Source organism: Xanthocytophaga flava, assembly GCF_030068545.1.
Classification (GTDB): domain Bacteria; phylum Bacteroidota; class Bacteroidia; order Cytophagales; family 172606-1; genus Xanthocytophaga; species Xanthocytophaga flava.
Genome location: NZ_JASJOR010000001.1, coordinates 1 through 13302 on the forward strand (window position 1 = coordinate 1; position 13302 = coordinate 13302).

Genomic DNA, 13302 nt, shown 5'->3' on the forward strand with positions numbered 1-13302 from the left:
CTCTCAGCCTGCTTCAATGCAAACGCGATTTGCGCTTCAGTAAACTTGCTTTTTTTCATGGCGATTTTCTTTATGTGTAAACTAAGTAAAATCACCGATTTTTTCTACTTCCCTACGGTCCATTTTTGCGGGAGGAGGTCAATACCCTAACATATAAGAAACTGATCCATATAAATTAAGCGAAACAGTCCTTTTGTTTAACGGTCTTTACTTATGATACTGAATTACCAATCTTCATCAGGCTGAAAGCTGCATTTTCAGCCTGATGAAGCGTTTTCCATACCGAGTATTTCCACTCGGGCAGCATTCTAATCACCCGATGGCATTGGCCGATAAAAGATAAAATCACCTGAATATCAACTCATTCCACCCGGTAGGCTTGTAGACCAGCCTTTTTAGCGGACTTTTGAAGTCGAAGGCAAACAACCCCATTTTTACCCTGCCGCTTAGTCTCAACCTATCCTGCTTTTTTAGGCTGCCGCTTGGCATTGCCATAACAGATCATTTGATTATCCTGCTGATAACGTAGATGGTTGAAAAACAGCGAAGCGCCATTTTGTCAAGAGCCAAAGGTTCAAAGCCAGCATCGATCTGTTCACAGGCCTCATTGAGCTTGCGATAGTGAATCCTGTGCCAGTTACTGGGTAATATTTGTTACCGATCCTTGTACAGAATTAGTTGTATGGCTACTTGTAAATGGAAAGGTAATATATGGTATGTTTATCTAGTTAGTTACTGGTGCAAAGAAATCAAAAAACGAACACACCTCTGAAGATGGCTTCATTTTTTGTGCATAGCAAATATTTGACTTACATTTGGTTTCTTTTGACTATGGGTTTTTATGCCTTGTCCTGAAGTCTCTAGTACAAAACTGGTATCAGTATCCAATAGAATTAATACTGATACCGCCATGATTCCTATATCCATAACTAAAACCCATCCGATTCAGAAAACAAGATAAAAATTGATTTTGCCAAGCTGGTCACCAAGTCAGATGGACCATTGTTATAATGGGATTGGTTTCAATAGGCGTTCAAACACTTCTTATCCTGCTGCTGCGCTTTGACAAGATCATAAACGATCAAATCGCTCTTTATTCACTTAAGGCTGCTGTTATGCCATTGATTGCAGCCCTGTTTACTGTTACCTTTCTAAATTATCAATTAAAGTTCTTTGTCGATTTCAAATTCGATCGCTTGGGAATATTCGCCCAAATCTATAGCAGCAACGGTCCCTATGCTCTGTTGCAGATATCTTAGTAATTGAAAGAAAAAAGATACAAGTGAAACATCAGGTTTACTAAATTCTATGGCATTTACAGACCTTAAATTATAATAGTGGCAGATCCGCTCAATGTAATCCGCAATTTGCTCATCTTCCTCACCTTGATAATCAATAAAAAAAGCACCATTATCCACGGCACATCCCATATCAATACCCTTCGAACCTTTCAGATTCTTTAAATGCGCTTCTAGTGTAGATTTTCTTACAATTGTATTTGTACTGGCTAGTATTCCGCCCAATATTTTGGTTAGCGGCCTTGGTGGATATTTTTTTCCCCTGTCAATGATAGAGGTTGTAGTCCGCTTTAGTTTTCTTACACTCTCTATTTTCCTTCCTGCATATTCAATATAGGTAATGCTTTCTCCATTAACCTCGACTGAACCCTTTAGGTCGGGTTTAACTTCAAATACGGCATATACCCCTTCTGCAGGAATATAGTGTATCCCATTTTGTGTGAGTACAAATGGGGTATACTGCTGATCATAAATTACCAGGTCTATTTGATCACTCAGAGTGCCAGTACTATCGATAACAATGGCTTTATCAATACAATACCGATTCGGTAAATACTTTCGGAGCCACTCAATCCAGGTATCCTCCAATGAATCCCCTTTTGACCCGGGATGCAGAATAAACTGACGGTTGGTACTTAATTGAGCTGTCATCTGATTTTGAAGCCCCAAAAACAAATCTTTTAATTGAATTTTACTTGGCATATCGTATAGCGTATTGTATGGTGTTAAGATTCTTTGAATGGTGCAGTCGGTATGAAGTCTTTTGCAATTTCAATAGCTCTGTCAGGATCAACCGGTTTGTCCGGATAAGCGTCCAGAACAAAAGAAGGCAATAGCCTCTGCACCAGGTCTGAGAAAGTACAACCATACTCCTTGCCATTCTGTGCTCCTGTTAATTCGACGATCCTGTTTATTTGCTCAGAGGTAAAGCTAAGCTCTGTCAGAGGTTGTTCCAGCACTTGGAACCGCTCTAAGTCAGATGGCCTGCCAAAATAAATAATCTCTGCCGCGCGGCGTTTAATTGCCGGATCAAGCGCATTGGGCCGATTGGTACACATTATTACGGCCGCAGGTAATTTTCCATTACCTAGACTATCAATGCCCCGGATAAACGCATTTACACCTGCTTTATCTTCATGGTGCATCTGACTATTCTCTCTTGACTGAGCTAGGGCATCTGCCTCATCAATCAGTAATATCACCGCTCCTTTGGATTTGGCAGACTCTGATTTGAGTTTTTTGGCACGTTCCAGGGTGTATTCGAAAGCGGATGAGATCAGCTGGGTCATTTGCCCTACCCGGCCCTGACCTCTGGTTGAGAGACTTAGCGGATAAAGCGTAACGTCCAAATCATGTTTTCTGGCAACTACATCCCCTATCGTAGTGGCTAATTCTGATTTTCCTGAACCCACGTCACCAGCCAGAATTATAAGTGGAGGTCTACGGGTAACAAAACTGAGAATACTATTTGCCCCCCTATGGTGCTTCTCTGTCCACTCCTTAATTCCAAGTGGATCTATTAAGAGAGCAAGCATTTTTTGTAAAGTTTCTTTTGTTCGATCAAGTCCTACCAACAGGTTCAGACGCTGCTGCATCTGCGGATCAGGAAAATTGATTATTTGTTCAAACAATTCTGAAAAAGAAGGTTTTATGTTTTCCATTAGTTGCTTTTTATAGATGAACGAGTTAATGATTTTCCACCAGCACCGTAGGTTTTATCCTCACTTAGATAGCCGTTAATTCCGGGAGTAGGAGCTTCATTGCGCTGTAAAGGCAATGCCTTTTCAAAGTTTTGTTTTTCACTTTGCGAAAGTGCATCGTAGGCTGCTGTTGTTATCAAGTAGGATCCAAAGCTCGCCCCTTCCACATTTGCTCCCGGGCGAATTTTACCCGGATCATCATCTACCACAATAAGGTCCCCCAACTCTTTGGCTGTATACCTTAGTGAAGGTTCAATCCAATCACCATTACGCTTGAAACCATAGGTAACCTCTTTCAAATAGCCAGCCTTTAAGTATTCAATTAACTCGGCTTCATAAGATGTAATATCCTCATCACTAGGATACTGATAGAATCGCTGCATTCGTTTCAGATCCGCCGCCACCTTGGACGCCAGGTACTTGGCATGAGTCAGGGTAAAGGTCTGTGTTTGTGAATTTGTGAAACTATAGCTCATAGGATAAGGGTTAAAGTTGAAACGATGGTCCAAAAACTTTTTGCCAGTAATAAATTGTTTTCTCTTTTGTAGTGGCCGATAATGCAGCATCTATCGCATCCCCCGCATCAAGGGCTGCCTCCACGATTGCCCCGGCCTGAGTAGCGGTATAAAGTTTGGCGGCATTGTTCTTAGGATTCACAGGATCTATAATCTTAACTCTTTCGTTGAAAGAAGGCACCGCCGATCGTTTGAAGTAATCTTCAAAAACAATCTGCTGATCAAGGTTACTCGTGGCCAGATAGGTGAAAAAATGTTGCAACCCTTCGACATAGTTTGAAAAGTCTTTGCCTGCATCTAGTAGATGCGCCATGATCAATTCAACCATAAAGGATTTAAACTTAAAATCTGTCCGTTCACTTTTCATATTCCGCACCCAGAATTTCGCCAGACGAATTACCTGAACAAAGTGAGTCTGTTGCATCGCTTTCCGCTTGCGAATAAATTCCAGGTGCCTTGGGATACAGGTTTCCAAAAAAGAACCGTCTTCCTGACTGATCAGGCATCCATACCAATCCGAATCTCCATCATAAAGAATAGGAACTACATCTACATCCAATCCGGTACCTCGGAAAGAAATTGTCACAGAGTAGGTTTTGGGCTGAACCTGTTCAGGTCTCATATTTGGAAATGCCTTACGTAGTTTATCAGCCAGATATTCGAGCAAAGACCTGATATCTTTTGGTGTGTCCGGGCCACTGATGTAACAGGCCATGTCGATGTCATTTAATGTCCGAAGCGCGGTTCCCTTGGCCAGGCTTCCAGATAACAGGATCTTTTTTAAGGCAAAGTCGGAGTGATCAGCTAAGTAAGTAGTCACTTTTTCCCGTACCCTTTGTGCCTGCTCACGGTAAGCATCCGCATGTTCTTTTGGCAGATTTACTTTTTCCTTTGCAAACTGCACTAAATCATCATGATTTACGTGTGTTATTGACATATGTATACTAATTTAGTTACCTATTTAAGAATTTTAGTAACTGAGTTTGCTAATATTTATTCAGATTACTGAGACAAAGCTCGCATTATCAAATACCCATTTATTACACTTGATAACTTTTAAATAAAAATTTTACATATGCCCAAAAAAGAAGGATCAATTAGCAAAAAGAGGTTGCTTCGGGTCTTATACATTCATCGACTATTAAGGACGAATCGATCCTTTACAGGTGAACAACTGATTGAGAAATGTAGGGAGGTAGATCCGGATGTAACAAAAAGAACAATTATAAGCGATATAGCTTTTTTAAGGGATGAAATGGGAGCCCCTTTACCTGAAAAATGTAACAGATGGCAACACTATCATTATGAAAGGGAATACTCTATTTTTGAAGGGCTTGACGATAGCTTTCTGGAAGGATTGAACGAAGTTACCGCACTGGTAAGGCGACTTTCCAAAAACCCTGAATTTTCTGGCCTTGAGGAGTTGTTATTACGATTAGAACAAAGAATGAGTGTGGTGAATGTTGACGCCAGTAAACACATTCTCTTTGATGAATCGGAATTAACCGGACGAGAGCATCTTATCCCTCTGTATCGTACCATATTAAATGGTCAGACACTAGAGCTCACTTACAAACCCTATGGCAAAGAAGCAAAAAAGTTCGACATTCGTCCTTGTCTATTAAAAGAGTTTAACAATCGTTGGTTTCTGTTTGCTTGGAGCAAGGATCGAGAGCAAATTCAAAATTATGCTCTCGATCGTATTGAAAGTTTTACCAGCGTAAATCTCGATATTCCCCAAAGATGCTTTGATGCTCATGAATATTTCTCAAAAATATTCGGGGTAACCTTTCGAGAAAGCACACCTGGCCCAGTTCAAGTAAGGCTACGATTCAGTAAAAACAGGGCGAATTATGTTACCACAAAAAAGATCCATCCCTCCCAACAAATTGAATCTGTAGAGGAGAATAAAATTGTAATCAGTTTAAATGTCTGTCTAAACAAAGAATTGGATGCTAAAATACTTGAATTCGGAACTGATGTAGAAGTATTGGATCCTCCCTCACTTAGAGAGAGCATTATTCATCAACTTGAATCTGCATTAAGTCTATACAAAAAGCAATAATGCATTTTTTGAATATTAACCCCTTAATCGAATTCTACCTGAACAAACCCAAGCGTATTTCCGTTTTCTCTGATCGTACGTTCAATATCCTGAGTAAAACCAGCCTCATTACTTGCTTCGATATGAATGGTAATCTTTACGTCTGTGCCAGAGATAGCAACGAAATGTTTCAATATTTCCTTTTCAATATCATCTGTTGAACGGAAGAAACGAGACGCATCCGCTTCAATATGGCCGTAGAACCGGGTCTTTTTGGTAGTTTTCAGAATAGGTTCATTCGTAGTTTTGTCTGTATCTGTTTCATCCTTATCAGAAGATGGATATGTTACACTTCCTGCGTTAGCCTTTTTCTTAGCTTCAAATTCTTCACGTTCCCTATCCAATTGATTTAAAGCAATATCAGCTTTGACCAATAACCCATTGCCATCCATATTTGTCATAGTGGTAGTTCCAGCACGTAATCCCCTGTATCGTTTATTTTCATCATCAAATGATTCAGCAAAAGCAAATGAATCTTTATGCCATGAAGCTAAACTCAAACCGAATTCAATGGCTTGTTGAAGCAAGTGTACGGATAAGAGTTTGGGGAGATATAAATATCTTGCAAAATCTTCCCGAAGTTGACTAATAGATACATCATTGCCGCGCCAAAGTGGTATTCTATCCAAGTTGATACGAAGTTCTGAAGAAGCAAAATCATTGTACAGCTGGCTCTGTGTAGTAAGTTTCTTCAGTACTCTGCTAAGATAAGCTTCTTGATTTGAGCCATTCATTTTTGATTCATCCCATAACACAGTAGCACCACCCACTTCCTGATAGGGCGTTAGTATCCACACAAACGTTTCCGGTAGGCGCAGTTTTATGGTCTCTAAACCTGATTTTCGCTTGCTATCCGCCTGATTAGCCTGATAGGGATCAAGGTTCAATAAGTCCTTATCAGTAACGATTGACTTCCAGGCCAGGTATAATTTTACTGCTTGCTTTAACTCTTCCAAGCGAGTTTTATCCGGAGTCAGGAAAATAAGTGTGTTGCGGTAGACCCTTTGAGAAGTACCCTTGGCATTGAGTATTTCTTTGGCTTTTTGGAAGGCGAGACTATTTCCATCTTTTGATACATGGTGATTCTTTATACCTAGTACTACTAACTTCATATCCATATCATCAAGAACGTCATTTGACGTTTGAGGCATAAAATGGATACGTCTAAGTTGAGCTGGTGATGGTTGGAGCAGTTGGGCAAGTATGTTAAATATTTCTTCTTCAACTTTTTCGTCTATAATGCGAACTGCACGTTCTTCAGCAGTTCTATTGACATTGTTTTGAGTACTGTACCAGTAATTCTTGCTTTGATGATATACATAAGTTGCCTTATCGGTCAGGTGCCTTAGGGCATCAGTAAAAGTTGGAATAGTTTCACCGGGAAGGATGGCTCCCAATTTTATGCGATGTTCTTCAATACCACGATTTGCAGCATTGAACGTCGGAGCAGAACCGAAAAATAAGGTTCGCGCAACCCTTCGTGTAGCGGAATAGCGACCAATATTGGGAAAGTCGCTGTCTATTTGCTTAGGTAATGAATTATTACCATCTACATCCTTTTGAATTACCGCTCTCCACGGCTCTTCCAGATAACGCATTAATTCACCCTGAATTTCGGCATCATCCATTGGCACATTGGCAGGAAGAATCAACGGACCTTGGTCGTTATTTTCCCAAAGAAAGTGAATAATCTTAGCCATCAGACGAAGTATCCCCCGAGTCTTTTGAAATTGAGGAATACTTGCCCATCTTTCCGCTAAAGCATCAAACAATTCCGGGTGTATAGGATAGAAATCCCTAATACGCTTTTCGTAATTACTATCCTGCGTCTCATTGGGAAAGTCTGTTTTATTATTGCGATAAAAATCCCCGAATGCTCTTGCAGAAGCATCCCTTTCTGCAAATTGCTCTTTAGCGGCAATAGCAGAAAATAACCTGCGAGTGACAATTTCAAATGATTCTTCTGTGGTGGCCGCTGACCAAGGCGATTCAATCCGGCCAATTATATTCCCTAATTCAGCTGCAGATTGTCTTCCTTTTTCGCCTCCCATTTCAATATCAGAAGCAGGTAAACTAACTATCACCAAAGCATTATCCACGGTCTTGGCAGCTTCACAAAGGGCTTGAGCGAAAGACATTTGTGTGCCGTAGGTACCGCCACTATCATTTCCATCCTCTTTAAGTTGACGGGTGTAGGCCACCCATTCGTCAATGAGAACCACGCAGGGAGCAAACTTTTTTAAAAGTGGCACCAGTTGGTCTCCTGGGTTAGAAGCTTTTTCATCCGCTTCTCTTACCATTTCATAGCCAGTTACCCCTCCTAACTGCCATGCCATTTCTCCCCAAAGTGTATGAACTCTGGTACCATCGGGTTTGGTATGAGTGACCCCTGGTGCGATTCTGTTCCCAACTAGGACAGCCTTATTAACTTTTGGTGGCGGTTGCAAGTCCCCTACCTCGCTGAAAAAACTTTCAAGGTCTCTTACAGAGCTAAAGTTTGCTCCCGAACACAAATGGTAAATGGCTAACAAAGAGTGTGTCTTACCACCGCCAAAGTTGGTTTGAAGGTTAATCACCGGATCTCCACCCTCACTATTTAATCGCTTTAATGTGTTTGTCAATAATTTACGAATACCTTGGGTGAGGTAGGTTCTGTTAAAAAAATCAACAGGCTTACCATATTCTCCGGCACTTTCACCTTCCTGATACACACGCCACAAGTCAGCTGCAAATTCAGCTTGCTGAAACTTGCCCGATGCAACATCCGGATGTGGGGTAATTACCTGTCGCCACGGCTTGAGCCCAATGGCACTAGAATCAATCACTGACTTGGCTTCAATGGCCCTTGTTTTCTTCCGGGTATTTTCCTCATAACGTACCCGAAGCAATTCATTCTTTTGATTGTCTGCTTCTTCTGCTTCCTGTGCTGCAATGGCACTCAACAATCTTTCTACATTATCCAAGGCACGGAACGCATCGTCAGTATCAAATACGTTATTTTTATTTTGGTGAGCTGCCCGTTTACGAATTTCCATCAGTTCACTCACCCATGACCTTTCCGAGTGACCTAGTACTTTGCCAAACACTTTATTCCATTGTTTAAACATGATAGCAAGCAATGCCGCTACATCCCATTCCTCGGGACTGAGGTTGCGGGAATGATGACCTTCCGGGAAACATTCAGCTGCCTCCATTTCCCAATAGTTTTGGTATTCGGCCTTCATTTCCTTTATAATATAAGGAAGTAAGCCTTTGTGCAGCAAATCAAGCCCTTTGTTTACTCTATCTAAATTGCTAAGTGCCATAATTAAAAGTCAAGTTTTCCTTGTGTACTAATGGAGTCTTTAATATTGTATGATTCAGCCACAATCTGATTCCAGGAGAGTACTAAACTGTTGTATGCCTGAGCTTCCTGTGTCCATCCCTTTTTTTCACTTACAGTAAATAGATGATAAGCCAGTTCCCTGGCAATATCAGCAGTGGATCCAAGTTTTTTGTATAGTTTTGCAGCCCCTATTTCGCCATGCTCTTGAAGCTGCTTAATCAGGTGTTGCGTAATTTCCCATACCACTACTTTATTATCCCTTGTTGGATCCCATGTAGGTGATAACTCACTTCTCGGAATCAGTTGTACTTTACCTGCCCCTGATTTTACAACACCGGAATGCACCAATGCATTTACTGCTGTATTTTTAGCCAATGCTAATGCATTAGCATCACCAAATTCACCAGCGGCAAATTCATTTTGTTCAAACCAAGCCAATGCCCAACGAGTTTCGGTGTCAAAATCACCTTCCTGCTCTGCTAAAATTTCACCCAATGCTTTATTGATTAATGATAGTGCAGTGCGAACACTCATAGGTGTTCCATCTTGCTCCATGATTTTATCGAACCGGGAATAAATACCCATCCCTGGACCAATAGTAGCTTGAGCCATATCCACTGGAGCAAGGTTGCTTTTTTGCAAAACCTCAATAGCCTTAGGAAGTTCTCTTTTTAGTATTTGTAAATACTCCCTTCTTGTAATAGAGGGGGCATTCTCAGGTCTTGGGCGACAAGCTAGCACAATATAGCTGGTGAGTGAATTTGTGCCCATTGCCACCATGCGCCACTTCTGTGAAGCTTTAATTGGCCAGGTAGCTATGATTTGGAAACCTGCTGAATTTAAACCTTCAAGTAATGTTTCCCATCCTGTTGTCAACCCAATTTCAAGTGTGCTTTCTTCATCTTCAATATCTTCACCTTCATCCTGCTTAAAAGCATAATAAACTGTTAATGGAAACCTATCGTCAATCCCTTGTTTTAGATTTTTAAAGGTTTCTTTAAATCCATCTTCAAAATGAATTTTAGCTCCTTCTGGACCACCAAAACGATATTCTGCGGCAATTAACTCTTCCATTTTAGGCACCAACATTGTACTTAACAACTCGGGATATTTATCTTGAAGCCCATGCCTTAACCACACATAGAAGAAGTCTGACAAATCTGAATATGCAATATTGTTATAGTACGGAGGGTCAGTGCTTATTAAATAATTTTTATCTGAAAATGAATACTTTGAAGCATTAAACTGCTTTGCAGACTGCTTTGTGGATTTTACTGTTAATATTACTTCAACACAATCAGCCACATATTCGTAGCATGTTTTCCATGCTCCAACTGTGTCCCCAAGCAAATTTGCCTCTCCAAAATCCCACACCATGGGTACCGCTTGGCGACCATACAAATTCATCACTTTTTCGTTTCCACTATTCCACCTACAAAGTGCATTATTGAAATCAGCCATTCTATCTGCAGACATAACAAGAAGAGTTGAAATCGATTTAGCGTAATCTACTATGCCGCCATCAGAAATAATTTTAGATTCAGCTTTACCGATAAATTCATGTAAAGTGGAAAGCCCCAAAAGTTGCCTTTTGGTAAAAACCTTGTCGAATGTATCAATTCCATAAAGTGGAGACTGAAAGTTTCGCTTATTTTCAATTGCCATTAAAAATTCTGGCTTCCACTGTGGCTTGGCTGATTTTGCAAGCTCAGAGTGACCTTCTTGTGGTGAGATGTAAGTTTTACCCCTACCAAAATTTATTATTGTTGCAATAAGTACTTCTTTAATCCTACCAGCCTTCCCTTCTTCTCTAATGTATGGAAATCTCACCGGTTCGTCACAACAAACGCAAGTTGCACCGCTTCTGTTTGTCGTTCCTTTGACTTCTGGGATGCCTTGTAATACCTCATAGCCTGTAATTATATTACCATTGAATGTTCTTTCAATAATAGGGCGGCTGTAGAAATTAGGTTTTTTCTTGCTTAAAATAAAAGAACGAATTAAAGGCATATCACAACCACATGCTGGGTTTGGACATTTTACAGTCCTTGACCAAACCCAAGCAACAACATTACTTTCTTTTTTTCCATGTTTTGCTTTAGGATAATAATGACCAATTCTTTTCTTTGCTTCTTCGTTAATCCAATTGCCATAATAGCGGAGGTCTTCCGCCAATCCTTTTCCGAGCTTCCACTCTGTAAATCCTATTTTAGATTGGATATTAGGATTAATGGGAACTTGATTGGCAAATTCAGGTAAAAGTTCAATTTGTGCTTTGTTAATAAGTACTGCCACTGGGTTTAAATCAGAAGCCTGTACAGGTAGCCCTAACCGCATACCTTCCAAGGGTATAGATCCCCCACCAGCAAATGGATCGAGAATAGTAGGCAGTTTTCCATTGCAATGTTTCACTATCTCTTGATAGGCTTCTTCAAATACTTCCTGCTTGGTGTGAATCTTTTTTTGACACAGTTTATGTATAATTTCAAACAATCTTCCGCGTTCTGCTACTTGGGATTCTTCAGTGGGAAATATATCCGGGTGAGCAGAAGGGTCATCTACTAAGGATGCAAATAAAATGGCTCTTGCCGAAGGTAAAGGAAGCCTTGCCCACCAATGGTGAATGCCTTTGGGATGTGCTCCTATACCTGGCATCTTGTCATAAGCCGAGGCCTCATTGATAATATCGAGTGGTAAAGCCACTTCTATTAATTTCTTAGTATATGTCATATCAAATTCGTTCGATCAAGGCTGCTTTTACTAATTCGTACGCCTGCTGCGGGTCGTATGGCACATTTGGCCTAAGCAAGGCGGTGGTATCACCCAAAAATTCGCTGTCCAGCATTTTTCCTTCCATATTCAGGATATACTCTTTGGAGGTAGGTGGCTTTTCTACTGAGAATTTCATGTACTCCCTATAACTTTCTAGAAGGGCATCTATATCCAAATCATGCTTTTGTGTAAGAGCGATATACATATCATAGAGATCACGACCTTTCCTGCGCTGATATAATGCTCTAAGTTTTGTTCCCAACAACTCCTCCAGACGATAAGTAGTCAGGTTGCAGCTCTCTGCAAACCAGGAAGACTGCACTTCAAAAGGAAAGTTAGTGAGACCAAGTACTGTAAAATGCTCACGAGTATTCGTTTCTACTTTTAGTCTAAGGTTTACAATTGGAGGAAATTCTGACTCAAAGCGATAATTTAAAGTAAAATTATATGCTTTTGGCATTCTCTTTGGCTCACCAAGAAACTCCAATCTTTCTCTAATTCTATCTACAATTGGCCCAAAAGGCTCTGCTGTTATCTGAACAAGGTCAATGTCTTCTGAATATCTTGGTTGTGGCTGTAAATACAGTTTATGCAGTGCTGTTCCTCCTCTAAAGGCTAATCTATCTGCCAACCATCTATCCGAAAAAATTTCAACTAAGGCACGGCAAATTACCAGGTCTTGTTCAACCTGTTCGTTAGATTGCCATGGCACCTGTTGCCTCCACTCTGTTATGTAAGATTGTGGGATCATTCGTCAATTTCAATTTCTGTGTTTACAATCACCTTCCAGCGATTTTCCGATGAATATCCTTTGGTTGCTTTGGCCGCTTTTAACGGAATACGAAACAAACTCAAGTTTTCCTTCTCTATCGATTCAAATAAAGCATCAGCCAATGTAAAATTGGAGCATACACTTTCTAGTAAGTATCCTAATCGTTGTAGCGCTGTCACATGAACATGCTTCAAAAGGATAGGGTTAAAATCATTAGGCTTGATTACTTCAGCCAACTCGTTGAGTACAGTGGCTGCTCGATTTAATCCCCCCACCCGTTTTTCAAATTGAATTAAATCACAAGCAGTTAATGCTGCATTTGAAATAGCAAGGTAACCTGCTTCTGTTTTTCTTTTTTCGATCAGCAGTTGCGGAATTTCTTTGATGCTGATGTAGTTGATTTTAATTCCTTTCTTTTTGGTAGGCCGTAAAACCGGAAAATTAGTTATCACAAAGTACTCTTGTGGCTGCTGGTGTGATGCCCCGTGAAAAGCAGCCGCATTAAGTAATGCTATATAATATGGCCGTTGTAAATGCGTCATAAATGCATCCAAGTATAATGAAACAGGTAAAATACCTTTGGATGCATACTGTGGCGGAATAAACAGGTAATAACCTTTGTAGAGAGATAATATTTTTCCTTTTGTACTCAAACGGTTCAATGCTCTCTTTACTGCAATATCGGAGTATTCCGGATTTTCTCGCTGCAAGGCTGCTTTTGAAAAGCCATAGGCTCCCTTTGCCAGCAAGCTGTCTAACCATTGACTGATCGATATGTCATTCTGTTCAACCATCCTAAGATAGATTTTTTGCGAA

9 protein-coding genes are annotated in these 13302 nt (G+C 40.5%); 1 reads left to right on the top strand and 8 read right to left on the bottom strand.

What is annotated here, in order from left to right; genetic code table 11:
- Positions 1-1163: 1163 nt before the first annotated feature.
- From QNI15_RS00005 to QNI15_RS00020, 4 genes are read right to left on the bottom strand one after another with little or no spacing between them, the layout of a single operon-like run.
- A complete protein-coding gene (locus QNI15_RS00005; RefSeq protein ID WP_314029890.1) occupies positions 1164-2000 on the bottom strand; it encodes a DUF6602 domain-containing protein in 837 nt (278 codons plus the stop codon).
- 23 nt (positions 2001-2023) lie between these two features.
- Positions 2024-2959 carry an ATP-binding protein gene (locus QNI15_RS00010; RefSeq protein WP_314029892.1) on the bottom strand — a complete coding sequence of 312 codons (936 nt, stop codon included), beginning with the start codon at positions 2957-2959 and terminating at the stop codon, positions 2024-2026.
- Positions 2959-3474 (bottom strand): HORMA-1 domain-containing protein, encoded by a 516-nt coding sequence (locus QNI15_RS00015; RefSeq protein ID WP_314029894.1) that lies wholly within the window; start codon positions 3472-3474, stop codon positions 2959-2961. Before QNI15_RS00015 ends, QNI15_RS00010 begins: the two co-directional genes overlap by 1 nt.
- Before the next feature lie 10 nt (positions 3475-3484).
- Positions 3485-4450: a CBASS oligonucleotide cyclase gene (locus QNI15_RS00020; protein ID WP_314029895.1), complete on the bottom strand. Its 966-nt coding sequence runs from the start codon at positions 4448-4450 to the stop codon at positions 3485-3487.
- Positions 4451-4588: 138 nt separating this feature from the next.
- On the opposite strand from QNI15_RS00020, the gene QNI15_RS00025 reads away from it, so the two are divergent.
- Complete coding sequence (locus QNI15_RS00025) at positions 4589-5578, top strand: helix-turn-helix transcriptional regulator (RefSeq protein WP_314029897.1); 990 nt, start codon at positions 4589-4591, stop codon at positions 5576-5578.
- 23 nt (positions 5579-5601) lie between these two features.
- Here QNI15_RS00025 and QNI15_RS00030 read toward each other — a convergent pair whose 3' ends face one another.
- From QNI15_RS00030 to QNI15_RS00045, 4 genes are read right to left on the bottom strand one after another with little or no spacing between them, the layout of a single operon-like run.
- Entirely contained in the window at positions 5602-8922 is a 3321-nt protein-coding gene (locus tag QNI15_RS00030) for a DUF499 domain-containing protein (protein ID WP_314029899.1), read from the bottom strand.
- 2 nt (positions 8923-8924) lie between these two features.
- A complete protein-coding gene (locus QNI15_RS00035) occupies positions 8925-11672 on the bottom strand; it encodes a DUF1156 domain-containing protein (RefSeq protein ID WP_314029901.1) in 2748 nt (915 codons plus the stop codon).
- A 1-nt stretch (position 11673) separates the two neighbouring features.
- A complete protein-coding gene (locus QNI15_RS00040) occupies positions 11674-12465 on the bottom strand; it encodes a nucleotidyl transferase AbiEii/AbiGii toxin family protein (RefSeq protein ID WP_314029903.1) in 792 nt (263 codons plus the stop codon).
- On the bottom strand, positions 12462-13280 hold the full coding sequence (locus tag QNI15_RS00045) for a type IV toxin-antitoxin system AbiEi family antitoxin domain-containing protein (protein WP_314029905.1): 819 nt from the start codon (positions 13278-13280) through the stop codon (positions 12462-12464). The genes QNI15_RS00040 and QNI15_RS00045 overlap by 4 nt, the downstream gene beginning before the upstream one ends.
- Positions 13281-13302 lie beyond the last annotated feature (22 nt).